Origin of the sequence: Nocardia violaceofusca NBRC 14427, assembly GCF_963869435.1 — a bacterium.
GTDB classification, from domain to species: domain Bacteria; phylum Actinomycetota; class Actinomycetes; order Mycobacteriales; family Mycobacteriaceae; genus Nocardia; species Nocardia aobensis.
The window spans coordinates 373,922-399,991 of sequence record NZ_CAWMPM010000012.1; the positions used below are offsets into that span (position 1 = coordinate 373,922).

The 26,070-nt window shown below is 68.8% G+C and carries 23 protein-coding genes and 1 other RNA gene; 7 read left to right on the plus strand and 17 right to left on the minus strand.

Features of this window, described 5'->3' with window-relative positions:
• Positions 1–224: 224 nt before the first annotated feature.
• Positions 225–642, plus strand: an RNA gene (rnpB, locus tag AC5592_RS11685) — RNase P RNA component class A.
• A gap of 178 nt (positions 643–820) precedes the next feature.
• On the opposite strand, the gene AC5592_RS11690 is transcribed toward rnpB, so the two are convergent.
• The 3 genes from AC5592_RS11690 to AC5592_RS11700 all read right to left on the minus strand — a co-directional run bounded on the left by AC5592_RS11690 (position 821) and on the right by AC5592_RS11700 (position 2,454).
• On the minus strand, positions 821–1,093 hold the full coding sequence (locus tag AC5592_RS11690) for a Clp protease N-terminal domain-containing protein (RefSeq protein WP_063064152.1): 273 nt from the start codon (positions 1,091–1,093) through the stop codon (positions 821–823).
• Positions 1,094–1,191: 98 nt separating this feature from the next.
• Entirely contained in the window at positions 1,192–1,590 is a 399-nt protein-coding gene (locus AC5592_RS11695; protein WP_036499948.1) for a nuclear transport factor 2 family protein, read from the minus strand.
• A 30-nt stretch (positions 1,591–1,620) separates the two neighbouring features.
• Positions 1,621–2,454, minus strand: coding sequence for an oxidoreductase (locus tag AC5592_RS11700; protein WP_063064153.1), 834 nt, complete (start codon positions 2,452–2,454; stop codon positions 1,621–1,623).
• An 809-nt stretch (positions 2,455–3,263) separates the two neighbouring features.
• Here AC5592_RS11700 and AC5592_RS11705 point away from each other — a divergent pair.
• A complete protein-coding gene (locus tag AC5592_RS11705) occupies positions 3,264–3,596 on the plus strand; it encodes a hypothetical protein (RefSeq protein ID WP_036499952.1) in 333 nt (110 codons plus the stop codon).
• Positions 3,597–3,611: 15 nt separating this feature from the next.
• Entirely contained in the window at positions 3,612–5,054 is a 1,443-nt protein-coding gene (locus tag AC5592_RS11710) for an RNB domain-containing ribonuclease (RefSeq protein WP_084506551.1), read from the plus strand.
• On the opposite strand, the gene AC5592_RS11715 is transcribed toward AC5592_RS11710, so the two are convergent.
• The 8 genes from AC5592_RS11715 to AC5592_RS11750 form a co-directional block, all read right to left on the minus strand.
• The gene (locus AC5592_RS11715) at positions 5,035–5,442 is read right to left on the minus strand and encodes a MerR family transcriptional regulator (RefSeq protein ID WP_051024477.1); all 408 of its coding nucleotides are present in this window, start codon (positions 5,440–5,442) and stop codon (positions 5,035–5,037) included. The two genes, AC5592_RS11710 and AC5592_RS11715, sit on opposite strands and share 20 nt — an antisense overlap.
• A 33-nt stretch (positions 5,443–5,475) precedes the next feature.
• A complete protein-coding gene (locus AC5592_RS11720) occupies positions 5,476–6,492 on the minus strand; it encodes an NADP-dependent oxidoreductase (RefSeq protein ID WP_063064154.1) in 1,017 nt (338 codons plus the stop codon).
• Positions 6,493–6,536: 44 nt separating this feature from the next.
• Positions 6,537–7,406 carry a CHAD domain-containing protein gene (locus AC5592_RS11725; RefSeq protein ID WP_063064155.1) on the minus strand — a complete coding sequence of 290 codons (870 nt, stop codon included), beginning with the start codon at positions 7,404–7,406 and terminating at the stop codon, positions 6,537–6,539.
• Positions 7,403–8,365, minus strand: a complete 963-nt coding sequence (pip, locus tag AC5592_RS11730; protein WP_036499958.1) for a prolyl aminopeptidase — start codon at positions 8,363–8,365, stop codon at positions 7,403–7,405. Before pip ends, AC5592_RS11725 begins: the two co-directional genes overlap by 4 nt.
• On the minus strand, positions 8,365–8,811 hold the full coding sequence (locus AC5592_RS11735) for a hypothetical protein (protein ID WP_232329310.1): 447 nt from the start codon (positions 8,809–8,811) through the stop codon (positions 8,365–8,367). Before AC5592_RS11735 ends, pip begins: the two co-directional genes overlap by 1 nt.
• A gap of 106 nt (positions 8,812–8,917) precedes the next feature.
• Positions 8,918–9,811: an aminoglycoside phosphotransferase/kinase family protein gene (locus AC5592_RS11740; protein WP_063064156.1), complete on the minus strand. Its 894-nt coding sequence runs from the start codon at positions 9,809–9,811 to the stop codon at positions 8,918–8,920.
• Positions 9,812–9,876: 65 nt separating this feature from the next.
• Entirely contained in the window at positions 9,877–11,214 is a 1,338-nt protein-coding gene (gene glnA, locus AC5592_RS11745) for a type I glutamate--ammonia ligase (protein WP_030515350.1), read from the minus strand.
• Positions 11,215–11,287: 73 nt separating this feature from the next.
• Complete coding sequence (locus tag AC5592_RS11750; protein WP_157121757.1) at positions 11,288–12,838, minus strand: alpha/beta hydrolase; 1,551 nt, start codon at positions 12,836–12,838, stop codon at positions 11,288–11,290.
• Positions 12,839–13,043: 205 nt separating this feature from the next.
• Here AC5592_RS11750 and panB point away from each other — a divergent pair, with 205 nt between their 5' ends.
• The 3 genes from panB (at position 13,044) to AC5592_RS11765 (ending at position 18,850) form a co-directional block, all read left to right on the plus strand.
• Positions 13,044–13,907, plus strand: a complete 864-nt coding sequence (gene panB / locus AC5592_RS11755) for a 3-methyl-2-oxobutanoate hydroxymethyltransferase (RefSeq protein ID WP_086006860.1) — start codon at positions 13,044–13,046, stop codon at positions 13,905–13,907.
• A gap of 182 nt (positions 13,908–14,089) precedes the next feature.
• Entirely contained in the window at positions 14,090–17,098 is a 3,009-nt protein-coding gene (locus AC5592_RS11760) for a bifunctional [glutamine synthetase] adenylyltransferase/[glutamine synthetase]-adenylyl-L-tyrosine phosphorylase (RefSeq protein WP_063064157.1), read from the plus strand.
• 378 nt (positions 17,099–17,476) lie between these two features.
• Complete coding sequence (locus AC5592_RS11765) at positions 17,477–18,850, plus strand: bifunctional lysylphosphatidylglycerol flippase/synthetase MprF (protein ID WP_036499990.1); 1,374 nt, start codon at positions 17,477–17,479, stop codon at positions 18,848–18,850.
• 7 nt (positions 18,851–18,857) lie between these two features.
• Here AC5592_RS11765 and AC5592_RS11770 read toward each other — a convergent pair whose 3' ends face one another.
• Entirely contained in the window at positions 18,858–19,385 is a 528-nt protein-coding gene (locus AC5592_RS11770) for a hypothetical protein (protein WP_063064158.1), read from the minus strand.
• A gap of 250 nt (positions 19,386–19,635) precedes the next feature.
• Here AC5592_RS11770 and AC5592_RS11775 point away from each other — a divergent pair, with 250 nt between their 5' ends.
• Positions 19,636–21,090: a neutral zinc metallopeptidase gene (locus AC5592_RS11775; RefSeq protein ID WP_063064159.1), complete on the plus strand. Its 1,455-nt coding sequence runs from the start codon at positions 19,636–19,638 to the stop codon at positions 21,088–21,090.
• A gap of 47 nt (positions 21,091–21,137) precedes the next feature.
• Here AC5592_RS11775 and AC5592_RS11780 read toward each other — a convergent pair whose 3' ends face one another.
• From AC5592_RS11780 to AC5592_RS11800, 5 genes are all read right to left on the minus strand, one after another.
• Positions 21,138–21,605 (minus strand): 6,7-dimethyl-8-ribityllumazine synthase, encoded by a 468-nt coding sequence (locus tag AC5592_RS11780; RefSeq protein ID WP_036500001.1) that lies wholly within the window; start codon positions 21,603–21,605, stop codon positions 21,138–21,140.
• 9 nt (positions 21,606–21,614) lie between these two features.
• Positions 21,615–22,451 (minus strand): alpha/beta hydrolase, encoded by an 837-nt coding sequence (locus tag AC5592_RS11785; RefSeq protein ID WP_036500029.1) that lies wholly within the window; start codon positions 22,449–22,451, stop codon positions 21,615–21,617.
• Positions 22,452–22,543: 92 nt separating this feature from the next.
• The gene (locus AC5592_RS11790; RefSeq protein WP_036500003.1) at positions 22,544–22,951 is read right to left on the minus strand and encodes a DUF3224 domain-containing protein; all 408 of its coding nucleotides are present in this window, start codon (positions 22,949–22,951) and stop codon (positions 22,544–22,546) included.
• 37 nt (positions 22,952–22,988) lie between these two features.
• On the minus strand, positions 22,989–24,347 hold the full coding sequence (locus AC5592_RS11795) for a M20/M25/M40 family metallo-hydrolase (RefSeq protein WP_063064160.1): 1,359 nt from the start codon (positions 24,345–24,347) through the stop codon (positions 22,989–22,991).
• Positions 24,344–25,990 carry a CocE/NonD family hydrolase gene (locus AC5592_RS11800; RefSeq protein WP_232329311.1) on the minus strand — a complete coding sequence of 549 codons (1,647 nt, stop codon included), beginning with the start codon at positions 25,988–25,990 and terminating at the stop codon, positions 24,344–24,346. The genes AC5592_RS11795 and AC5592_RS11800 overlap by 4 nt, the downstream gene beginning before the upstream one ends.
• Positions 25,991–26,070 lie beyond the last annotated feature (80 nt).

Here is a 26,070-nt window from a genome sequence, read left to right on the forward strand (position 1 = left end):
CGCGCTCGACGGCGAATGCGGGCTTCACTGTATGCGTAACCGGCGGTAACGCGCCACGATCTCGCCGTCGCCCGGGGCGGCGCCGAGGTTCGCCCGTGCGAGACCGGCGCGAGCCGTGGTCGTCGATGTGGGCACGCGACGTACGACCGGTGGCGCGGCCGCGCGGCTGCGATAGCCGGGGCGGCGTGCGCTCGGCGCCGCTCGCACGGCACAATGGTGCGCGACGAGTCGGTCGGGCGACCGCGTCGACGGGAACGGGCACGGCTGTGCCGCCGCCCGTCGCCGAGGAAAGTCCGGACTCCACAGAGCAGGGCGGTTGTTAACGGCAACCCGGGGTGACCCGCGGGACAGTGCCACAGAAAACAGACCGCCGGCGGTCTCTCCGGAGGTCCGCCGGTAAGGGTGAAACGGTGCGGTAAGAGCGCACCAGCGCCCCGGGTGACCGGGGCGGCTCGGTAAACCCCGCCCGGAGCAAGGTCGAAGGTCGCACTCTCGCGAGTGCGGCTGCGCAGGTGCCCGAGGGCTGCTCGCCCGAGCCTGCGGGTTGACTGCTCGAGGTGCCCGGTGACGGTGCACCCAGATGGATGGTCGCCTCCCGGTGCGAACCGGGAACAGGATCCGGCTTACAGACCGACTCGTCCCCTCCGGGGTTCCGGACGTGGGAACCTTGGCCGCACGGATGCGACGCCTCGACAGATCATCGTCACCGGTTGTCTGCGGGTGGATCCGGCCGATCTGGTCGACGTCGGTCGCATCGACATTCGGGTCACCGAGTTCACGGTCGGCGACGAAACTCCGCTGCGCTGACCGGCCGACCCGGCTAGCGCGCGCAGCCCTCGCCGTTGTCCGGATGTTCGTTCGGATTCGGATACGGCCCGTTGCGCAGGGTTTCGTGTAAGACGTCCGAGATCGCCGCCAGATTGGCGCCGTTGCGCTGGAAGGCCCGGGCCACAGCCGAACTCGGGTGACGCAGCGATGCGAGGACGAGATGTTCGGTGTCGAGGGCGGTGTGGCCGGCCTCGCGCGCGATCCCGGCGGCTTCGTCCAGTGCGCGTCGCAGGCCGGGGGCATGCGGTAGCGGTTCCGCAGTCATGCCCCCATGATCACCCGTGCCGGGCACTTCAGCGCATATTTCGCGACTATTCGGCAACCGGCGGTTCGGCCGCCGACCGGTCGGCGGCGGACCCGCGTCTACGGGTGCAGCGGTGTGCGCCGTGGGCGCACGATGCGGTGGGTGATCTTCCAGCCGGCGCCGATGCGCTGGATGGTGTCCTCGTAGGTGACACTGCCGACCGTGCCGTCGGTCAGGACGCCGAACCCCTTGGACAAGGCGCGAACGGTGCCGTCGGCGACCTCGTTGACGACGATGTTGGTGACGTGGTGGGCGACGGGGTTGTTCTCGCCCAGTGCGAGCGCGGCGTCTCGGCAGGCGGAGATGCCGACCAGGACGCCGCCGCCCATGGCGGTGACGTCGTAGACGATGTCCTCGGCGAACAGCGCGGGCCAGCCGTCGAAATCGCCGTTGTCGGTCAGGTGGCCGTGCAGGTTGATCAGGTCGGTGATCGCGAAGCGGTCGTCCGCGGACAGCATGTCGGGTCCTCCGGTGGAGACGGGGAGTGATCAGCGGAATCCGGTGTCGGCGGCCCAGGGCTCGAGCTCGTCCAGATCGGCGAGGCGCTGAGTCAGGGTGGCGCGGATACCGGCGAATGCCTCGGGGCCGAGCGGCAGCCGCAACGGCGGTTCGTCCATGGCCACCGCGCGCAGGACGGCCTCGGCGGCGCGGGCCGGATCGCCGGGCTGGGCGCCGTTCTGAGCCTGGAAGCGCTCGCGTTCCTCGGCGAAGATCGGTGCGTATTCGGGCATGGGTTCGGCCCACTGGATGGACCGGCCGGCGAAGTCGGTGCGGAACGGTCCCGGCTCCACGATGGTGACCTTGATACCGAACGGCGCGACCTCGTACGACAAACCTTCCGACAGTCCTTCGACCGCGAATTTGCTGAGTGCGTAAGGCGTTCCGCCGAGGCGGGCACGCACACCGCCGACCGAGGACAGCTGCACGATATGCCCGCTGCGCTGGGCCCGCATGAGTGGCAGTACCGCCTTGGTGACCGAAATCAGGCCCCAGACATTGGTTTCCATCAGTGTGCGCAGTTGCTCGTCGTCGCATTCCTCGAGCGCGCCGCGCAGTCCGTACCCGGCGTTGTTGACCAGAACGTCGATGCGGCCGAACCGAACTCGCGCCTCCTCGACCGCCGCGGTGATAGACGCCGGATCGGTGACGTCCAGCTGTGCGACGAGGACCCGCTCCGGATCGCGATCTCGAAGGTCGGCAAGGGATTCGGGTGTGCGCGCGGTGGCGACCACACTGCCGCCCTCGGCCAGCACCGCCTCCGCGATCGCACGGCCGAAGCCGCTGCTGGTGCCGGTGATGAACCAGACGTGATCGGTGGTCATGGTGGAGGCCTCCTGTGTCGGAACGTCGTCGAAGCCTGGCCTTGCGACCGCATGCGGTGCCCGCGGCGGGCCGCCGGCACCGGGTGCGGTCGCGTGATGATCAGCCGGCGGGGTTGATCACCAGGATCTGGGCCCAGTAGGCCGCCTGCTCGGGACCGACGAGAGGCAGCAGGTAGTCGAAGACGATGGACGACATGCGGTGTGGAACTCCTTGTACTCGAGGAACTATTACTCGACGACTCTCGCCGCGCGGCGCACTCTCGTTACTGCACGGACCCCCGAATCCGTGGGTACGCCGTGGCCTGTCACCATCGGCAACAGTAACAGCGCGCTCCGACGGTCGCAGGCCCAGCGGAAAACGGACTCGACCGGGGGATTCGGTATACGGTAGCGTGATCTGGACGTAGGTCCGAGTAGTTCGAGTTATGACTGTTCGCTCTGAATGGCGTACTACTTCCTTCCGGAATGATCCGATTCGACGACCGGTGTGGGGCGTGCTCGAGCCGATTCGTCGACCCCCGTTGCGCTCGTGAAGACGGCAGTGCCGCCGTCGCGGTGGGGAGCGCGAAATCGCAGGCACCGACGGTTCGCGCGGTCCAGGCAGCGGTTGCGGCCCGGCCGGACGGGCGGGCGCACTCTGGGCAAATGCGGGCGAATCGGCTGGTCTCGGCGTGTCCCGTGCGACGAACCGCCCCGGAGTGGCCGGAACCGTGATCGACGTCATAAAGTGTTGGCCGTTGGAAGTGTCGCTGCCGGGGGTGGCAGTGGCTAATGGGTGCTACGAGTGTCGGAAAGCAGGTTCTGTATATATGCGAGTAGTTCGCAAGTTGGCGGCCGGTGCATTGATCGCCGCAGCTGCGTCGGGTGTTGCGGTGCTGGGCGCGGGATCGGCGTCCGCGGTCGCGGTCACTCCGCTGCCGGGCGGCGTCCAGGTGGACCTCAGCCCGGGTGACACCCAGTGGGTCCACCAGTCCCACGTCGGCCAGACGATCGCGGTGCTGCCGCACCCGTCGGCGGCCTCGTTCGGCCAGGCTCTCGATGCCGCGGCGACCCTGTCGTCGCAGTACCCCGACGGCCGCGTCGTCTTCACCGTGTACGGTCCGTTCGATCAGCTGAACGGCACCATGCTGGCGCTCAAGTAAGGTTCAGCGCCCCGCGTGGAACTGCATCCCAGGATCGTCTCGGCACCGGTGGACTTCGGTGTCGTGCGATCCGAATTCGGACTCGCCTCGGAATATCCGTCCGAGGCGGTCTCGGAGGCCCGCGACGCAGCCGATGCGTTCGCGGGCGTCCGGGCCGATCGCACCGACATCCCGTTCGTGACGATCGACCCACCCGGCGCCATGGATCTCGACCAGGCGCTGCATCTCGAACGCACCCCGACCGGATTCCTGCTGCACTACGCCATCGCCGATGTGGGCGCGGTGGTCGCGCCCGACGGCGCGCTCGCGCGGGAATCCCTCGCGAGGGGCCAAAGTTTCTATCTCCCCGACGGCACCGTGCCCCTGCATCCGCCGGTGCTCTCGGAAGGGTCGGCCAGTCTGCTGCCCGGCGCGGTTCGTCCCGTCGCCCTGTGGACCATCGACTGTGACGACAAGGCCGAACCGCAACGCTTCTCGGTGCAGCGCGCCCTGGTTCGTTCCCGCGCCCGTCTCGACTATCCCGGCGTCCAGGCCGACGCCGACGCCGGCCGCCTGCATCCCTCGATCGCCGCACTGCCGGAATTCGGCCGCCTGCGCATCGAGGCCGGCCTGGTTCGCGGCGCGATCGAACTGCGGCTGCCCGCGCAATCGGTGATCCCCGACGGGCGCGACCACGACACCGAACACTGGCAATTGGCGGTCGAACCGCGCACCGCCGCCGACGACTGGAACGAACAGGTCTCCCTGCTCACCGGCATCTGCGCCGCTCGAATCATGTTGGCGGACAACGGCTCCGATCCCCGCATCGGACTATTGCGCACCATGCCCGCGCCACCGGCCTCCGCGATCGCGTCCATGCGCCGCACCGCCGCCGCGCTCGGCGTGCGCTGGCCGGCGGGAATGCCGGTGGGCCGGATGCTGGCCGGGTTGGATCCCAACACCCCCGCCGCGCTGGTGCTCAACTCCGAGGCGACCAGCCTGCTGCGCGGCGCGTCCTACACCGTGCTCGACGGCGAAACGCCGGATGTGGTGCAGCACAGCGGCATCGGCGCGGCCTACGCCCATGTGACGGCGCCGCTGCGCCGCCTCGCCGACCGGTACGCCACCGAAATCTGTCTGGCTCGCTGCGCCGGCACCCCGGTACCGCACTGGGTTCGCGACGGACTCGGCGCCGCCGCGGACACGATGCGGCGCAGTGACGCGGTCGGCGGCAAACTCGAACGCGCGTGCATCGACCTCACCGAATCCACCGTTCTCGCACCACGTCTGGGCGACATCTTCGAGGCGGTGGTCATCCGCGAGGGCAACGGCAACCGATCCGCCGAAATCTTCGTCGCCGACCCGCCGGTCCTCGCCAAATGCGCCGGGTCGCCGCCGGAGGGGCAACGGGTTCGAGTGCGCCTGGACATCGCGGACCCCGACAAACGCGCAGTGGGCTTCACCTTTCCGGCGGAGTGACTCGTTCGTCGCCAGGGGGTTCCTCCGGATCCAGCCACGGCATCCGGCTCACCAACTGATCCCGCAGGCGCGTCAACCGGGCGATGCGCTCGTTCAGCTCCGCTACCCGTGGCGGTCCGACCGCCGCGTATCCCGAGGCACACCGTGGTTCGTAGGGAAAGACGTCGGGCAGCTCCCGGTCCAGATAGGGAGCGAAGGCCCGCACGTCCTCGACGGTGAATCCGAGGTGAAGCAGTTCCCGGATGTTGCGCACCCGGGCCACCGCGTCCTCCTCGTACTCGCGGTATCCGGCGGCGGTGCGCCCGGACGTGAGCAGTCCCTGCTCCTCGTAGAAGCGCAGCGCCCGGGTCGTGACTCCGGTGCGGGCCGCCAGCTCGCCGATCAACATCGCGCGTATCCTTTCCGCCGTCTCACCTCGTCCTCAACGCGCCAGCCGCACCACAACCTTCCCGGTGTAGCGCCCCCGGACCGTATCCAGCAGTGCGCGCGGCGCGTTCTCGAGTCCGTCGACGACGGTTTCGGTGCGCACGATGTCTCCCGCTGCCGTCCACTCCCGCAGCTTCCGGCCGAATTCGGGGGCCAGGTCCAGGTGGTCGAGAGTGGTGAATCCGCGCAACGTCAATCGCTTGCCGATCACGGCCAGCAGATCACCTGGACCGGCATCCGGCTCGCCGCCCGCGCGCTGCCTGGCCAGCGCCCCGCAGAGCGCGATGCGTCCGCCGACATTCATCACGTCGATCGCCGCACGCAACTGGGCGCCGCCGACCGTGTCGAAATACACGTCCACGCCGTCGGGCGCCGCGGTCCGCAGCCGATCGACGAGAGGTTCGTCGTGGTAGTCGACAGCGGCGTCGTAGCCGAGATCGTCGACGATGTGGGCGGCCTTGCGCGCTGAGCCGACGCTGCCGACGACGCGACCGGCGCCGAGCAGTCGAGCGATCTGCCCGGCCAGGCTCCCGGTCGCACCGGCGGCGCTGGAGACGAAGACGGTGTCGCCGGCGCGCAGGCCGGCGACCACGGTCAGCCCGACATAGGCGACCAGACCGAAGCCCAGATATCCCGACGGCGAGGGATAGGCATCCGGATCCACCACGCGCACCGTCCGCGCATCGGCGAGGGCGTGGTCGCGCCAACCGAGCCGATGCAGGACCAGCGCGCCCTCGGGCACGGCCGGATCGCCGGATTCGATCACCTCGCCGATCGCGTCGCCGGACAACGCTTCACCGATCGCGAACGGCGGCATCGGAATTCCGGGATAAGCGCCGATCTGCATGAGGCTGCCGGGGTCGATCGACATGAAGAGGTTGCGGATCAGCACCTGGCCGGCCGCAGCGGCCGGCATCGGATGATCGACTGTTCGGAAATCGGTGAGTTCGGGAAACCCATCGGGGCGAGCGGCCAGGTGGATCGAACGGGTGGTCGCGGTAGTGGAGGTCATGTCGCGACCGTAGGGATTGACGTATACGTGAAGGTCAAGCCCGATCAGGACAGGTAGTCGTAGTTCAGGAATTCGATGAGGGTCGGGTACTGGGCGAGGGCGGTGCGGGCGGCTTCCACTTCGGCGGCGCACAGCAATTCGTAGGGGGCGGTATCAGCGCCGTGGCCGCGCACGATCTCGGCGCGGGCGGTGATGGTGGCCAGCGCCTCGATGGCGTCACGGTGGTCGCCCAGGACGCCCTGCACCTTCTTCGCGCGGCGGGCCAGGTCCTCGGCGGGGCCGTCGAGGACATCGGTGGCGGCTTCGGCGCTGTAGCGTAAACGCTTGGCGGCCTTGCGGATATCGTGCAGCGCCTCCACGCGGTCGGGCTCCTCGACGTCTCGTTCCGCGTCGACGCGGGCTTTCAGCCGGCGCAGGTCCGCGCGCACGGCCGCGGTGAACACACGATCGGCGTCGCGGCGGGCGCGCTTGCGGCGCAACGGCGGATCGGTGCGCAGGCCGACCACCCGCGCCCGCAGCAGCGCATAGCGCTCACCGTCGAGTTCGCGCAGCACGGTGTGGTGGGCGTCGGTGTAGGCCGCGCGTTCCGCGCTCACCAGCCGGCGCCCGAGATGGCGTTGCACATCAGGGTATTCGTCCAGCAGCGCGGCGAACCGGTCGGCGCGCACCTCGGCGTCGCGGGCGATGCCGAGCAGGCCCGCCAGCCAGCGCATTTCGGCGCGGATCGCGTCTATCTCGTCGCGGTGGAACACTTTCCGATAGGACCGCAGCACCGACCGCAACCGGCGGGTGGCGACCCGCATCTGATGGACCGAATCCGATTCGTCGGCGCGGACCTTCGGTTCCGCGGCCAGCAGCCGGTCCACGTCCTCGCCGAGGGCGGCGATGACGGCGGGACCGGCTGCCCCGCTCATCGCCGATCCCGGAATTCGTCGGTGGCCTCGATCAGATGATGGGTGGTGCCGGGTTCGGCGGCGGCATGTCCGGCATCGGCCACCAGATGCAATCGTGAACCGGGCCAGGCACGGTGCAGATCCCAGGCGCTGACCGCCGGGCAGACGACATCGTGGCGGCCCTGCACGATCACCACCGGAATATGCGCGATCCGGTCGATATCGCGCAGCAACTGGCCCTCTTCCAGGAATCCGCCGTGCACGAAGTAGTGGTTCTCGATGCGGGCGAAGGCCAGTGCGAAGCGCGGTTCGGCGGATTCGGCGACCCGTTCCGGTTGCGGCAGCAGCGAACTCGTCGCGCCCTCCCAACTGGACCACGCCACCGCGGCAGCCGTCGCCACCTCGTCGTCGGGGGAGTGCAGCAGCCGGTGATAGGCCGCCACCAGATCCCCGTCGCGCTCGGCCTCCGGAATCGGCGCCAGGTACTTCTCCCACTCGTCGGGGTAGACGAATCCGGCGGCGCCGTTGTAGTACCAGTCGATCTCCTTGCGCCGCAACAGGAAAACGCCCCGCAGCACCATCTCCGTCACACGCTCGGGATGGGTCTGGGCGTAGGCCAGCGCCAGTGTCGAACCCCAGGACCCGCCGAAGACCTGCCAGCGCTCGATACCGAGATGGGCGCGCAGCCGCTCGATATCGGCGACCAGATGCCAGGTGGTGTTGACCTCCAGGCTCGCCCCATCGGCCACGTGCGGCGCCGAACGCCCGCACCCGCGCTGATCGAACAGCACGATCCGGTAGGCGGCGGGATCGAAGAACTGCCGGTGCGTCGAATTGGTGCCGCCACCCGGGCCGCCGTGCAGGAACACCACCGGCTTGCCCTCGGGGTTGCCCGACTCCTCCCAGTAGAGGTGCTGCCCGTCGCCGACGTCGAGCATGCCCTCACGGTAGGGCTCCAGCGGCGGGTACAGGGTGCGCATCAGAAGGCGATTCCGGAGGCGAGATCGGGCAGCTCCAGCGCCTGCAGCGCCTGAGTACGAGTATCCGAGCAGGTCTTGGTGGTGATCCGGTCCACCACCGCCTTGTCGCCGAGTACCGCGAGGTTGATGCCGCCGTTCTCCGCGGCCCACTGATGCACCGTGATGTTGAGCGCCACCTTCCCCAGCGTCGGGCCCTGCACCCGCCAATCCGACAGCTGCGGGGAGATGGCGTCGCACAGCTTCTGCGCGACCGGGTCGGGAACCTGCACGGGACTGGTCTGTCCCGGTTTGGCGGTGACGCCGGCCGAACCGCTGGGACGCGCGGCCGTCGAGGTCGCCGAGGCGCCGGATTTCTCGGGCCCGGCCGAACCCGTGCTTGCGCCACCACATCCGGCGACCAGCGCGACGGCCAGCGCCGCACCGACGGCGAGCGCTCCGCGAGTCATCCAACGGCTCTGCGACATCTGTTCCCTTTGTTCGATTCGGAGTTCATCCGACGTTCCTTGCTGTGGACCTACGAGTCTGCCACCTCGCCGCGGGTGGCCGGGTGGCTCAGGCGAAGTTCGCGCGCAGCTGGTCCAGCATCTCGGTGACGAAGGGCGCGAACCGTTCGGCCGGTCGGCCCGGTGCGGTGTCGATGGTCAGCCACGAATGCAGGGTGGTCAGGGGCGCGAGGCGTTCGGCCAGCTCGATCTCGCGGTCGGTGACGGTGGCCAGTTCACGCCAGGCGTCGAAATAGGCCGCTCGCCGCGGGTCCCGGAAGGTGCGCACGGACAGGAAGGGATGGGTGAGCAGTGCGTCGCCCCAGTCGAACACCGCGGCGGTGGTGCGGAAGACGTGGCCCGGATACAGGTCGTTGTGTTCCACGCTCAGCCGGTCGTACTGCGCGAGTTCGGCGGCGGCCGACTCGATCGCGTACTCCAGTCCCGGCGCGCGATCGGCGAAACGGCGGTAGACCTCGATCAGGCGGGCCGGTGGCAGGTGCGGAGTTCCGGTGTCGCGCAACGACTCCGCGTGCGCGCACAGGGTGTGCTGCATGGCGGCATAGGAGCGCAGCACCGAGTCCCAGCCCGGCGGCCGTGGCGGCGGCGCGTCGGTGCCGTCGAGGGCGAACTGCCGGTCGAGCGGTCCGGTTCGCATGGTCTCGCCACCGTCGGGTCCCAGGAACCATCCGTTCTCACGGTGTACCGCAAGGGGTTTGGGCGCCGAACCCGGCACGAGCCGATCCAGCGCCTCCAGCAGCGGGCCCTCGTGGGCGAACGCGCGCGCGCTCGCCTTCGCCCAGACGGCTCCGGCGTCGGTGTCGATGCGCGCGAGCAGCGTCCAGTCCCGACGCCGCATCTCCTGCGCGCCGGTCACGGTCGGTCCCAGGTTCCCGAGTTCCGCGGTGGCCCAGTCGACCAGCGGTTGCAGTGCTTGATCGGCCACCGATACAGGCGCGTTCACCGGGACAACCTAACCTGCTCGCCGATCGTCGGTGCGGCCGGCCGAAGCCGGTCTCGCGCAGCCGATCACAGCGTCAGGTACTCGCCCAGCTCCCACGGTGTGACCTGGGCGCGGTAGGTGGCCCACTCGTGGCGCTTGTTGCGCAGGAAGAAGTCGAATACGTGCTCGCCCAGCGTTTCGGCGACCAGCTCCGACCGTTCCATCGCCCGCAGCGCCTCGTCCAGGGTCGAGGGCAGCTCGCGGAAGCCCATCGCGCGGCGTTCGGCGGTGGTCAGCGACCACACGTCGTCCTCGGCCTCGGGCGGCAGCGTGTACCCCTTCTCGATACCGCGCAGGCCCGCGGCCAGCAGCACCGCGAAGGCCAGGTACGGATTGCAGGCGGAATCCGGGCTGCGGATCTCGACTCGCCGGGAGGACTGCTTGTTCGGCGTGTACATCGGAACGCGGACCAGCGCAGAACGATTCGACCGGCCCCAGGACGCGGCGGTCGGCGCCTCACCGCCGTGGATCAGGCGCTTGTAGGAGTTCACCCATTGGTTGGTGACGGCGCTGATCTCGTTGGCGTGTTCGAGAATGCCGGCGATGAACGCGCGGGCGGTCTCGGACAGGTTGTTCGGGTCGTCGGGATCGGCGAAGGCGTTGTGCTCACCCTCGAACAGGCTCATGTGGGTGTGCATGGCCGAACCCGGGTGGTCGGAGAAGGGTTTGGGCATGAACGAGGCCCGCACGCCCTCGTCGATGGCCACCTCTTTGATGAGGTAGCGGAAGGTCATCACGTTGTCGGCCATCGACAGCGCGTCGGCGTAGCGCAGGTCGATCTCCTGCTGGCCGGGTGCGCCCTCGTGGTGGCTGAACTCCACCGAGATGCCCATCGATTCGAGCGCGTCGATGGCGTGGCGGCGGAAGTTCGGCGCCTCGTCGTGCACGGCCTGATCGAAGAACCCGCCGTTGTCGGCGGGCACCGGGCGGCCGTCCTTGAGAGCCGAACGGATCAGGAAGAATTCGATCTCCGGATGCACGTAGCAGCTGAAGCCCAGGTCACCGGCCTTGTTCAGCTGCCGGCGCAGCACGTGGCGCGGATCGGCCCACGACGGCGATCCGTCGGGCATCGCGATATCGCAGAACATGCGCGCCGAATGCTGATGGCCCTTGCTGGTGGACCAGGGCAGCACCTGGAACGTCGACGGATCGGGCTTGGCGACCATATCGGCCTCCGACACCCGGGCGAAGCCCTCGATCGCCGAGCCGTCGAATCCGATGCCCTCCTCGAAGGCGCCTTCCAGCTCCGCGGGGGCGATCGCCACCGACTTCAGATATCCCAGGACGTCGGTGAACCAGAGTCGCACGAAGCGGATGTCCCGCTCCTCGAGCGTCCGCAGCACGAATTCCTTCTGGCGATCCATACGCGCGAGCGTAGGCACCCGCGGTTAAATCCGTGTTACATCGTGCAACAACCGCCGGTCCGCATGTGTGGCGTCAGCCGCAGGTGAGCCCTTCCGGCGGTGTCTTCAGGTCCGTGAGGTAGGCGAACACGGCATCGTCGACGCACGGCACGCCGCCGGAGAGGAACGCGGTGTGCCGGGTTCCCTTGTTGGTGATCAGTGCCGCGCCCAGCTGATGGGCCAGATCGACACCGGCCTGATACGGCGTGGCCGGATCCGCGGTCGTGGAGATGACCACGGTCTTGGGCAGGCCGGGTGCGGAAATGTTGTGCGGGGAGCCGCTGTTGGGCACGGGCCAGAACGCGCACATCTCGAGCGGCGCCTGCCCGGTGGCGTGGCCGTCGTCGAGGAACGGGGCAACCTTGCGGTATTCCGCGTCCTGCTTATCGGTTTCGGTGCGGTCCTTGATGGCGGGATCGTCGACGCAGTGGATGGCCAGGAACGCGTCCTGCGAATTGTCGTAGCTGCCGTCCTTGCTGCGGCCGTCGTAGAGATCGGCGAGCTGCAGCAGGATGTCGCCCTTCCCCTTGGCGAGCTGAGCCAGGCCCGCGCTCAGCACATTCCAGCTGTCCTCGGCGTAGAGGGTGTTCTGCACACCGGTGACGGCGTCGCTGTAGGTGAGGCCGCGGCCGTCGCGGGTCTCGGCCGGGTGGTCCCAGAGCGGGTTGACCAGATCGTGGAAGCGGGCCACCGCCTGGCTCGCGTCCTGGCCGAGCGGGCAGTCCGGTTTGCTCGTACAGTCGGCGGCGTAGGCGTCGAACGCCTTCTGGAATCCGGCGGCCTGCTGCACCGATTCCTTCTCCGGATCGGCGTCCGGATCGAGAGCGCCGTCGAGCACCATGGCCCGCACCTTGTCCGGGAACTTCTCGGCGTAGGTGTAGCCGAGCCGGGTGCCGTAGGAGTAGCCGACGTAATTCAGCTTGTCGTCGCCGAGCACTCCCCGGATGATGTCCATGTCCTGCACGACCTCGCGGGTGCCGACGTGGGCGAGGAACTCGTTGCCGGTCTTCTCGGTGCAGTGCGCCGCGAAATCCTTGTTCTCCTGCTCGGCGGCCGCGATGCCGGCGCGGGTGTAGTCCTTGGGCGGTTCGGCGCGTTGCGCATCCCACTGCTGCCCGGTCAGGCATTCGATCAGCGGTGTGGACGCGCCGACGCCGCGCGGATCGAAACCGATCCGGTCGAACCGCTGCGCGAGCGGGGTGTCCTGGCCCTGCGCGGCCATCCACAGTCCGGCCTGGCCGGGACCGCCCGGGTTGAACAGCAGCGATCCGATGCGTTGCCCGGTCGCCTTGATCCGGGACACCGCGATCTGCGCGGTCGCGCCCTCGGGCTTGTCGTAATCGATCGGCACCGAGATGTGCGTGCATTCGGTGCCCTGCGGGAATCGGGTCGAGGAATCGCCGAATCCGTCACAGCTACCCCATGAAGGAACTTGGGCGTAGTACTTCTGCAGCGCGGCCGGACTCGGCGCGGACGGCGGGGCGACGGGGTGATTCTTCGACGTCGACGAGCAGGCGGCGGCCACACACATCAGGGCCACCGCGGCTGCGACGCGACCGGATCGCGACAAGGACATGCGCGCCATCCTTCCATCTCCGCCTGTGTTCCTCGGCTGTGTCCGCGGCGGCCCCGTGGTTACGCAGGCTGTCTCCTCCGGCCACGTCGCTCCTACCGCTGTGACGAATCCCATCCCGGGCACGCCTTAAATGCGGCCCTGTCGCGGTGGCAGACTGGACGGGTCATAGCAACCCGGGGACCCGATCGGGCCTCGAGGACAGACGAAAGGGACGATGATGTCCGCTGCTCAGGACAATCCTGCTTCCGAAACCACCGCTTACGGCGCCGCACCGACAACTTCCCGGCGGAAGACGCGAGTACAGCACCTGCAGCAATGGAAATCCGCGGGCGAGAAGTGGGCGATGCTGACCGCCTACGACTACTCCACCGCGAAGCTGTTCGAAGAGGCCGGCATCCCCGTGCTGCTGGTTGGCGATTCGGCGGCAAACGTGGTCTACGGCTACGACACCACCGTGCCGATAACGATCGAGGAACTGCTGCCGCTGGTGCGCGGCGTGGTCCGCGGGGCGCCGCACGCCCTGGTGGTGGCCGACCTGCCGTTCGGCAGCTACGAGGGCTCTCCGGAACAGGCGCTGGCCAGCGCCACCCGCTTCATGAAGGAGGGTGGTGCGCACGCGGTGAAACTCGAAGGCGGAGAACGGGTTTCCGAGCACATCGCCCGGCTCACCGCCTCCGGCATCCCCGTGGTGGCGCATATCGGCTTCACTCCGCAGAGCGTGAACACCCTCGGCGGCTACCGCGTGCAGGGCCGTGGCGACGGGGCCGAACAGCTGATCGCCGACGCCATCGCGGTGCAGGAGGCCGGCGCCGTGGCCGTGGTGATGGAGATGGTGCCCGCCGAGCTGGCCGGTCAGGTGACCAACAAGCTGACGATCCCGACCGTCGGCATCGGCGCCGGCAGCGACTGCGACGCCCAGGTCCTGGTCTGGCAGGACATGGCCGGCTACACCAGCGGCAAGACGGCCAAGTTCGTCAAGCGCTTCGGCCGCGTGGGTGACGAATTGCGCAGCGCCGCGGCGGAATACGCGCGCGAGGTGGCGCAGGGGACCTATCCGGGCCCGGAACACAGCTTCTGAGGATCGGGGCGACCGCGGGCTGCGTGCGCGTGGCCCGCGGCCGACCTACTTCACCGCGGCCGCACTGCGGTGGACGGATCGGCGGCGAGGAATCGGGCCTCGGCGAACGTCGGCCGAGCGCTCCCGCCACCGCCGCGAGCAGGCAACTTCCGCATGCTCGGCCGTAACGGTAATTTGAGAGAATGGTCCGGCCACCGACTGCACGTCCCGCAGTGCCCGGTGCCGGTCGGCTGGGATTGCTGGAGCCGACGGCAGCCGCGTCGTTACGAGAGCTCGCCTGGGACAATGTCGACAGTGTTTCGTTGCTGTGGGCGTTGTCGCGGTCGCCGGACGCCGATCTGGCGCTGCTGACCCTGGTCCGCCTGCGCGAGGCGCTCGGGTCCGATTGGGCCGCACTGGATTCCGCGGTGCGCACCGATCTGCCGTTGCGTGGCAGGCTGTTCGCGCTGATCGGCTCGTCGAGCGCGTTCGCCGATCATCTGGTCGCGGATCCGGCGAGCTGGCAGCTGCTGCGGCGGGAACTGCCGAGCACGCGGGAGATCCTCGACGATCTGCTCGACGTGGTCGGCGCCACGCCCGAGACGGGGCCGAACGCCGCCCCGATGCTCTATCGGGCCGCCCACGCCGGTCCCGACGCGATCGCCCTGCTGCGCAAGCGATATCGGGATCAGCTGATGGTGCTGGCCGCCCACGATCTGGCCGCCACCGTCGAGAACGAGCCGGTGCTGCCGTATCAGCAGGTCGGCAACCATCTCACCGATCTCGCCGATGCCGCACTCACCGCCGCGCTCTCGGTGGCGGTGGCGCGGATCTGCCCCGACGAGCCGGTTCCGGTCCGGCTGGCGGTGGTCGCGATGGGCAAATGCGGTGCGCGCGAACTCAATTACGTCTCCGATGTCGATGTGGTGTTCGTCGCCGAACCCGCCGACACCACCGCGACGCGGCTGGCCGCGGAGATGATGGGCATCGCGGGCAGCGCGTTCTTCGACGTCGATGCCGCGTTGCGCCCGGAAGGCAAGGCCGGCGCGCTGGTGCGCACCCTGGATTCGCACATCACCTACTACAAGCGCTGGGCGCGCACCTGGGAATTCCAGGCGCTGCTGAAGAACCGCCCCGCCACCGGCGATCTGGAACTCGGCAGGCAGTACGGCGAGGCGCTGATGCCGATGGTGTGGAGCGCCTCGGAACGACCGGATTTCGTCTCCGACGTGCAGGGAATGCGGCGCCGGGTCGAGAGTCTGGTGCCCGAGGACATGCGCGAGCGCGAACTGAAACTCGGCCACGGCAGCCTGCGCGACGTCGAATTCGCGGTGCAACTGCTGCAGTTGGTGCACGGTAAGGCCGATGAATCGCTGCACGTGCCGGGCACGGTCGAGGCGCTGACCGCGCTGGCCGCGCGCGGCTACGTGGGCCGTGACGATGCCGCCAACCTCACCGCCTCCTACGAATTCCTGCGCCTGCTCGAGCACCGCCTGCAACTGCAGCGGCTCAAGCGCACGCACACCCTGCCCGCACCCGACGACGAGGAGGGGATGCGCTGGCTCGCCCGCGCGGCGCATATGCGTCCCGACGGCCGCCAGGACGCGGTCGGGGTGCTGCGCAGCGAGATCAAACGCAACACGCTGCGGGTGCGCCGGCTGCACGCGAAGCTGTTCTACCGCCCGCTGCTGGAATCGGTGGCTCGCCTCGACGCCGCCGCGTTGCGGCTGAGTCCGCAGGCCGCGGTCCGTCAGCTCGCCGCCCTCGGCTACGCCGCGCCGGAGAACGCCCTCGGCCACCTCAAGGCACTCACCGGCGAGGTGGGGCGCAAGGGTCGCATCCAGGCGCTGCTGTTGCCGACCCTGCTCGAATGGCTCGGTGACACACCGAATCCCGATGCCGGGTTGCTGGCCTATCGGCGGGTGTCGGAGGGCCTCGACGATCAGATCTGGTTCCTGCGCGAACTGCGCGACGAGGGCGCGATCGCGCAGCGGCTGATGATCGTGCTCGGCTCCTCGGCCTATCTGCCGGATCTGCTGATCAACGCGCCCGAGACCATCCGGATGTTCGCCGACGGACCCGACGGGCCGCTGCTGCTGAGCCCGAAGGCCGAGGACGTGCGTTCCAGCATCCTGGCCGGGGCCGCCCGCTACGACGAGCCCCGGCGTGCCGTCGCCACCGCCCGCTCGCTGCGCCGCCACGAGCTGGCCCGCATCGCCTCCGCCGATGTGCTCGGCATGCTGGAGGTGCCGCGGGTGTGCCGGGCGCTGTCGTGGGTGTGGGTCGCGGTGCTCGAGGCGTCGCTGCAGGCGGTGATCCGGGCCTGGGAGGCTGAGCACGCCGCGCCCGCGCCCGCGGATTTCGCGGTGATCGGCATGGGCCGGCTCGGCGGGATGGAACTGGGCTATGGATCCGACGCGGACGTGCTGTTCGTCTGCGATCCGCGCCCCGGCGCGGACGAGACGGTCGCGGTGAAGTGGGCGATCGGCGTGGCCGAACAGGTGCAGCGGCTCCTCGGCGCGCCCAGTACCGATCCGCCGCTGCAAGTCGACGCCGGGCTGCGGCCGGAGGGCCGCAACGGCGCGCTGGTCCGCACCCTGGCCGCGTATCGCGCCTACTACCAGCAGTGGGCGCAGCCGTGGGAAGTGCAGGCGCTGCTGCGCGCGCATCAGGTCGCCGGCAACGAGGAGCTGGGTCTGCGGTTCCTGCATTCCATCGATCCGGTCCGCTATCCCAAGGGCGGTGTCTCCGAGGAGGCTGTGCGCGAGATCCGGCGGATCAAGGCGCGAGTCGACTCCGAGCGCCTGCCACGCGGTGCGAATCCGGCCACGCACACCAAGCTCGGTCGCGGTGGTCTCGCCGATATCGAGTGGACCGTGCAACTGCTGCAACTGCAGCACGCGCACGAGTGTCCCGATCTGCACAACACCTCCACGCTCGAATGCCTCGCGGTGATCGAGCGCGAGAAATTGCTCGACGCCCTCGATGTGGAACTGCTGCGCGACGCCTGGCTCACCGCGACCAAGGCCCGCAACGCGCTGGTGCTGGTGCGCGGCAAACCCGCCGACCAGCTGCCCGGTCCCGGGCCGTTGCTCTCGGCCGTGGCCCGGGTCGCGGGCTGGCCGACCGACGACGGCAGCGAATTCCTCGACCACTACATGCGCGTCACGCGGAGGGCGAAGACGGTCGTCGAGCGCGTCTTCGGCGGGTGAGCGGGGCGTAGATCCGTCGCGGCCGGGTACGCGATGAACGACACCGATGCGTGATCGCGGCGGTTGCCGTGATCGCGGGGCTCACCGGGGGTGATAGGCGACGTTTTCGTGGACCGGCGATGAATTCCCGCGATACCAGCGGATCTGCGAGCCGATAACGTGTTGCGGGGAACAGACCGGGCGCGATAACGGTTGGTACGGAGTGTGGTGTGCCGTCGTCACCGTGCGAGGGGCGCCGCGGAGCCGGAACGAGCGTTCCGCATACTGTATCCGTACGCGACCATTCGGGAGGACCACCATGGTGAGGATGTTCGTGGACGTGCGCTACGCCCACCTGCTCGACGGCACACGCGATGCGCTGTGTGAGCGGAGACCGTGATGGCTGAACTCAATTCGGCCGTCACCGGTTACCGCACCTATCGGCACGCCGCCCTGAATCCGACCCGCGCCGTGCGGGTTCCGTTGATCGCGGTGCTGTTGCTGGTCGGAGTGGTGCTGCTCTACGCGGCCGACCGTGCCTCGCGCGAAGGTGTCAATCGCGGCTGGTTCGTGGCGGTGTCGCTGTCGGGCCTGTTCGTGGCGCGCGGTCTGCATCTGCGGCGGCCGATCACCCTGCCGCACTTCACCGTCGCGGTGATCGTGCTCGGGGTCTCCAACATCGCCTACCGCAGCGACCACGGCACGGTCGGCTTCGTCTGTCTCGCCTCGACAGGCCTGATCCTGATGTTGCCGCAGGGTTCGCGCCCGCAACCGGATCAGCAGCATCGCATCGCCGCACTGGTCGATCGCACGGTCGAGGATCCGCTGGCCCCGTTCGCCCTGCACTCGGCGAAATCCTATTTCTTCAGCGCGGATTCGAACGCCGCGATCGGATATCGCGCCCGCTTCGGCATCGCGGTGGTCGCGGGCGACCCGGTCGGCAACTGCGCCGAATTCGGCCGGCTCATCGCCGAGTTCTCCGAATTCGCCTCCGCCCACGGCTGGCGGATCGCGGTGCTGGGCGCCAGCCCCGCGGTCACCGAACTGTGGCGCACTCGCGCGGCCGATCACCATGGCCTGCACGCCATTCCGATCGGTCGCGACGTGGTGGTCGAGGTCGACTCCTTCGATATGGTCGGCCGCAAATTCCGCAACCTGCGCCAGGCGGTGAGCCGCACCCGCAACTTCGGCGTCAAGACCGAGGTGATCCCCGAACGCGAACTCGACCGCGAGATGCGCGAGACGCTGCTCGGCATCGTCGACGAGTGGGGGAGCGGACATCAGACCCGCGGTTTCTCGATGATCCTGGACCATCTGCTCGACGGCCGGAATCCGGGCATGCTCGTGGTGATCGCCCGCGACGGTGAGGGCCGGGTCGCCGGATTCCAGCGCTACGGGTCCTCCAATCACGGCAGCGAACTGAGCCTCGATGTGCCGTGGCGGCGCAAGGACGCCCCGAACGGCTTGGACGAGCGGATGATCGTCGACCTCGTCGACTACGGCCGCGACAACGACGTGCACCGCATCTCGCTGGCGTTCGCGGCCTTCCCCGAACTGTTCGCCGACAAGGAACGGTCGCGCTCCGCACAGGCCATCTATGTGCTGGCCCGCACGCTGGACCCGTTGATCCGGCTGGAATCGCTGTATCGGTTCCTGCGCAAGTTCAACTCCTTCGGTAATCAGCGCTTCGTCCTCATCCGCTGGCGTGAGATCGTCTTCACCGCACTCGCGCTGCTGACCCTGGAATTCGTTCCGCACCGCAAACACGGCTGAGCTGCGATCACGCCAGATTGCCCTCGTAGCACAGGCCGGTTCCGCGCCAGGTCGGTTGCGGCGCAACGGTTCCGCGGTCGAAGCGCCACGCGCTGACCGGTTCGGCGGCCTTCCAGAACAACCGGCCGTCGTGGCCGCGCACCACCTGATAGACGTCGTCGGTGCCCTCGACCAGTTGGTTGCCGACGCAGTAGTCGTTGTAGGCGGTGCCGGGTTGGCGTGCGCCCAAACTGAAGTGGGCGGCGGGGTCGCCGGCCGAACCGGGGTTGGCGACGGTATCGGGCCGGTCCGACGTCGCGCCGGCCGACCACATCGGAGTACCGCGGCCGTCGGCGCCGCAGGTGTAGCCGCGTCCACCCGCGACGACCGTGGCGCCGGCGGGGTGGGTGGTTCCGGCCCACAGGCAGCCGGTGGCGGGTTGGGCGGCCGATCGCCTGGATTCGGCTTCGGCGGGCGCCGCGGTGAAGCCGAGACCCGCGGCCGTGAGCGCCGCCAGGGCGGGAAGGGTGAACGATGCGCGGGGGTGTCGGGGCATGGTATCGGCCTCTCTGCTCGCCGTTGAGCCTCTACTATCTACGTAGGTAAATAGTAGATGAACGAACGGTGTGCGCGCCATGTCGTGGTCGTCACCGTGCGCCATCCGTGCCGATATCGAGATATACGTTGCGCATTCGCGCGGGCGCCCGATTACGATGTGAGCGCTCGGGGAGACGGGGGGACCGCTGTGCGGAATCCGGATCGTCGTCGGTCCGGGCGTCGACAGTGGTATTCGGGGAGGACACGAGATGAAATACGACAGGCGGCTGCGGCTGGCCGCGACGGCCGCGCTGCTGGCGCTCGGTGTGGTATCGGCCGGATGTGGCACCGATGCGAAAACGACTGTGGCACATGATGTTGCCGCGACGAACGAGAATCCGTGGGCACTGAGCGGCGCCGCGCCCAATGCCTCGGGGCCGAGCGGTCCGCGACCGGGCGTGCCCGACGCGCCGTTGCACGCCGACAACGGCGACGGCGGCGAGATGGACCGGCTGGCCCTCAACACGCTGTCGGATCTGCAGGACTACTGGGGTGCCGAATACGGCAAGAACTTCCCGGGCACCTTCAAGCCGGTCGACCACTTCATCTCCTGGGACGCCAACGCGCCCAAGGAACAATCCGTCACCTTCTGCCGCTCCAGCACCTATCACGTGGTGAACGCGGCCTACTGCAAGATCGACAAGACCGTCGGCTGGGACCGCGGCAAACTGCTGCCGCTGATCTCGGACAAGTACGGGAAGATGGCCGTGGTGATGGTGCTCGCGCACGAGTACGGCCACTCACTGCAGGATCAGGCCCGGCTCAACGGATTCCTCACGCCCGGAATCGTGCTCGAACAGCAGGCCGACTGCTTCGCGGGAGTGTTCCTGCGGCATGTGGCCGAGGGCGGTGCGGCGCATTTCACGCTGAACACGACCGACGGGCTCAACGGAGTTCTGGGTGCGGCGGTCGCCGTGCGCGACCGCGATCCCGACAATCCGAAGAATGTGCACGGGTCGGCGTTCGAGCGCGTGACGGCGGTGCAGATCGGCTGGTCCGACGGTGCGGCCGGATGTAAGGGCATCACCAAGAAGGAGATTCAGGAGCGCCGTGGCGGTCTTCCCACGACCTTCGAACCGGGCGACGAGGAGAACCAGATGGGTGTCGACGTCGACGGTCTCACTGCCGTCGCCGCCGCGCTCGGGCGGATCTACCCGCTTCAGCACCTGCCGGCCTTCGACTACTCCGGCATCGTGAAACTGTGCCTGAAAAACCAAGCGGTGGAACCGGTTTCGTACTGCCCGTGGATGAACCGGATCGGAACCGATGTGCCGGAGCTGGCCAAACGCGCCGGCGCCCAACCCGGCGACGATGAACCGCTGTCGGCGGTCGTGGACGGCAACTACAACGCCTACGTGGTGTTCATTTCCCGCTATGCGCTCGCGGTGGAGAACGAGCGGCATCTGTCACTGTCGGGCCCGGAGACCGCCGGTCTGCGGACGGCATGTCTGTCCGGCGTGATCACCACCAAGCTCAGCGACCCAGCCAGCGATCCCCGCTTGACCGCCGGTGATCTGGACGCGGCGGTATCCGGTCTGCTCGCCGACGGACTGGCCGCCAGCGATACCGACGGCAAGGTCGTGCCCAGCGGCTATCAGCGACTCGACGCCTACCGCACCGGCGTGCTCGACGGCGAAGCCGCCTGTCTGAACAACTACAAGTGACGCCGATGGGCGGCCGGACGTCCGGTCGCCCATCCTCGCACGTTCGCTCAGACCGCGCCGGTGGGGAGGGTGCGCAGGGAGCTGAGCGTGGTCGCGACCGCGCGGGCGGCCTCGGCGCCCTTGGTGTGGAAGTGCTTGGTGAAGTAATCCACGTGCTCGCTGTGCTCGTGGAAGTGATGCGGGGTCAGCACCACGGAGAACACCGGGACGTCGGTCTCGAGCTGTACCCGCATGAGCCCGTCGACCACGGCCGAGGCGACGAAATCGTGCCGGTAGATGCCGCCGTCGACGACCAGCGCCGCGGCCACCACCGCCGCGTACCGCCCGGTGCGGGCCAGTCGCTGCGCGTGCAGCGGGATCTCGAACGCGCCGGGCACGTCGAACACCTCGACGGCATCCGCCGAGTACCCCAGATCGCCGTACTCGGCCAGGAAACCCTCGTGGGCCTGGGTGACGATGGACTGGTGCCAGTTGGCCCGGATGAATGCGATGCGTCCCTGGTCGGTATTGCTCATCCTCGGATGTTACTGCGCGCCGGTGTGCTCCTCCAACCAGCGCACCAGGTCGCCGAGCACCTTCTCACGCTCGGGTTCGTTGAATATCTCGTGGTAGAGGCCCGGATAACGCAGCACCGTGAGATCGGTCGCGGTAGCTCCGGCCTCGATCCGATCGGCGCCCACCGGGGCGGCCAGGGCATCGTCGCCGCCGTGCAGCACCAGCGTCGGCACCCGCAGCGCGTCGAGGTGGCCCAGCACGAAGTCCGCGCCGCGCAGAATTTCGGTCGCCGTGCGAGCCGGCAGTTTGCCGCGGTAGACCAGCGGATCCTGATCGTAGGCGCGCACCACTTCCGGATCGCGGCTGATCTGCGCCGAATCCAGTTGCAGCACACCCAGATTCGGTGCCCAGCGGCTCAGGGCCGGGGCGAGCAGCCGCTGCACCGGGTTACCGGCCGCGATCACCACCGGCGGCGCCGATACGGCGATCCCCGCGACGTCCAGCGGCGCCCGTGTCGCCAGATACAGCGTGATCAGGCTGCCCATGCTGTGGGCGAGGACGAACCGGGGCAGGCCCGGATGCTTCGCGCTCGCGATATCGAGCATGGTGTTCACATTGTCGGCGGCCGCGTCGAGCGATTCGATATTCGACCGCCCGCCGCCGGAGCGGCCGTGCCCGATGTGGTCGAAGGCGTAGACCGCGAAACCGCTGTCGGCCAATCGTTTTCCCACATGGTCGTAGCGCCCGGAATGTTCGGCGACGCCGTGCACCAGCACCACGACGGCGCGCGCCCGGTCGGGCAGCCAGGCCCGCCAGAAGACCTGTCCGCCGCGGGCGTCGAATTCGCCGGTATCGCCTGTTGTCATCGCTGCCTCCGTCTGCGCCGTCGCTGCGCCGCCATTGTCGCGCACGGCGGGCCGCGGCGTCGCGCATCGGCCCGTCGTGCCGTGATCGGCGGTCAGCCCAGGTCGTAGTCGAACCAGATCCGGTGGGTGCCGTCGGCGTCGACCGCCAGTCCGCCGGTCCCGGTGATCTCGCTCAGCTCCCCGGTGCCGCTGCTGGGCACGATGGTGAAGAATTCAGCACTGCGGTCCGCGCCCGCGGTAGTCGCCGAATGGGCGAAGTTGAACGTGCCGGCCAAACCGTTGAGCGAACCTTCGAACGACTCCATCGCCACATAGGTGCCCCGGCCCGACAGCTGGTCGAACGCGGCGGTGAACAACGTGGCCGAGCGTCCGACCGCCTCACCCTCGAAATGCTTTTCCAGCCGGGCGATTCCGACCGGCGTCGCGGTGGGGATGTCCGGATCGGGAAGGACGTCCGTGGCGACGAAGGATTTGACGGTGAACGTTGCTGTAGCTCGCACCCGCTGAGCGTAGCGGCGAACACCGACATTCCCGGCATCAGCCGCCGGCGCTGGTGTAGTGCGCGAGGACGCGGCGGTTGAATTCGATCAGCCGCGCGTAGTTGGCCCGGGAGAGCCGTTCGTCGGTGCCGTGGATGCGCTCCAGATCCGCCGCGTCGACCACGATCGGCGCGAAGTTGCATCGGGTGGTCGCCAGCCCGTCGTAGTGGCGGGAGTCGGTGGCGCCGGGCACGATGCCCGTGGTGACCACCGCGTCGGGCACCACGGCACGGGTGATGTCGGCGATCACGTCGAAGGCCGGTCCGGGGCCGGTGATCCGCGAGGGTTCGGAGGCCGTGCCGAGCACCTCGATCACGACGCGCGGGTCGGCGACCACGCGGCGGCAGTGGTCGAGCACATCGGACACCGAATCACCGGGCAGGATACGGAAATTGACCAGCGCCTCGGCGCGCTGCGGCAGTACGTTCGCCTTCACCCCGCCGCGGATCACGGTCGGTGCGGTGGTGGTGCGGACCAGGGCCTCGGTCTGCGGCCGCGCCGCCATCATGCGGGTGATCAGCCGGCCCGCGATCGGTGCGAGCCGCAGGGCGGACCGGCGTGGTTCGGCCATGGCGGGCCGCATCCGGGCCAGCATGTCGGCGATCACCGGCGTCATGCGCAGCGGCATCGGATGGTCCTGAATGCGCGCGACCGCCCGCGCGATCCGGCCCACGGCGGTTTCGCGGCCGGGCATCGAGGAATGGCCGCCGGTGTCGGTGGTGCGCAGTTGTACGGTGGCCCAGCCTTTTTCGCCGACCATGATGGAGGCGACGGGTGCGGTGGCGCCGTCGGCGACGCCCTGGGTGATCACCCCGCCCTCGTCGAGCAGCAGGTCGGCGCGCACCTCGAGCTCGCGCAGCCGGGCCGCCATCCGGGTGGCGCCGGCGCGGCCGAAGATCTCCTCGTCGTGGCCGAAGGCGAAATAGACGGTGCGGCGGGGACGGCGGCCCTCGGCGAGCAGCGATTCGGCCGCCTCCAGGATGGCCAGCACCCGGCTCTTGTCGTCGATCGCGCCACGGCCCCAGATGAATTCGTCGTCGACTACACCGGCGAACGGCGGATGGGTCCAGCGTTGCTCGTCGTCGACCGGCACCACATCCTGGTGGGCGAGCAGCACGGCCGCCGTCCCGGGTTCGGTGCCCGGCCAGCGATACAACCGGCTGTGGCCGAATCGCTCGAGTTCCAGATGTGTGTGCACCAGGGGGAATTCGGTGTCGAGAAGGTGTGCGAGCCGGTCGAATTCGACCTCGTCGGCATCGGCGTCGTCGCGCGAGACGGTGACGCAGCGCAGGGCGGCCGCGAGCCGCTGCGCGGTCGCGTCGTCGACGGTGGTCGCGGTCGTACCGGTCGCTGTCATCGATCTCCTCGTCGTTGCGGGAAGTCCACGGTCACACCGGAATCGCGCAGGATCTCCGGCGCGATCGTGGTCACCCGGCGGGCGCGCCATTTACCCAGCGCCTCACTGCTGCCGCCGGTCAGATCGAAATTCCGAATGCCGGTGAGCAACGGCAGCTCGACAGTGCCGGAACGCACGCTCACCCGCGCATTCGCCGGGGGGTGCGCCCACACGGCGTCGACCACATCGGTGATCCGCACGCCGATCCGGTGTCCGGCCGGCACGGTCCAGTCCTGGGCCAGCAGCCGGATGGTCGCGGTGTCGGCGACCTGGGCGATGCCGCGGGTGATCACGGTACCGAAGCCGTCGGGCGCCACATCGTATAGTTCCGCGGCGACCGTGGCGTTCGGCGGGCCGCTCAATGCCAGACTGGCGGTGGGGATTCCGGACAGATGCTGATCGGCGGGCAATGGCTGCGACAGCGACCAGTACTCGCGATCCGGCCCGGGGAGCAGGCCGCGATCGGTGTACTCGCCGGGGCGGACCGGCATCGCCACCCGTGCGGAATCGGCGGGCGGCCATGCCTTTTCGCTGCGCCAGCGGCCGTCGAAGCTGCCGACCGTCACCCGCGGGCCCGGGACGGTGACGTCGCGCCGGGCCACGTACTTGTCGAAGAAGGCCAGCAGCTCACTGTCGAATTGCGGTGTGCCGCAGCCCTCGTGGCAGTTCTGGTGACCCCACTGACCGAACCAGCCCTTGTCCTCGGGCAGATCGTGGTTCTTCCAGACGTCGAAGACCCGATAGGCGCGAGTGTTGTAGTCGAGGAAGCCCTGGCCCAGGAACAGCGGAATCCTGCTGCCGCGCACGCGATCGGTGAGATCGCGGTCGCGCCAGAACTGCGTGCCGCCGTCGTGGTTGGTGATACCCGCCAGATACGGCTGTGCGCATTCGACCGGCAACCGCGCGGCGTTGGCCTTGTACTCCGGGGAATCGGAGGGATGCGCGGGGGTGGAGGAGATCAGCAGATGTTCGAATCCCGCCATATCGCCGGGGCGAATTCCGTCCTCGGTCACCGGTTTTCCGGAGAACTTCCACGCGATGCCCTGCATGTACAGATAGCTGTAGGGATCGACATCGGGTTCGAACGCGGCCACCGCGGCCAGCCCCTTCGGGTTGGTGGCCAGGCCCATGATGCCGGTCCACGCCTCGTAGGAGGTGCCGGTCAGACCCACTCGGCCGGTCGACCACGGTTGTGCCGCAGCCCATTCCACGGCGGTACGAACATCGCTCTGCTCGCCGGGACCGCCGAAGTCGGGGCAGCCGCTGGACCCGCCGAATCCGCGCAGATCCACGATCACATAGGTGTAGCCGGCGTCGAGAAACAGTTCCGGATACAGATCGCGCAGCGACGGCCCGCCCTCAGGGTAGACCTCGGTGAGAAACGCAAGGTGATTGCGGTAGGGGCTCACCGTCATGACGACCGGGGTGCGTACGTCGTCGGCCATGCCCGCGGGCCGCAGGATATCCGCGTGCAACCGCACGCCGTCGGGGGTGGTCAGGAACTCCTGGCGCCACTGATACGCCGGGGCCGGTGCGGCGGTCGCGGTGACCGGCGCGGCCGCGGCGAACAGGAGGACCAGCCCGCACAGCACACGCGTGAGCACGCGCCGGGCGCGTGGCGATGAATTCTCGAGCACCATAGGACTATCGAGTCTGCACCGCCACCCGTCCAGACCTCAGAACC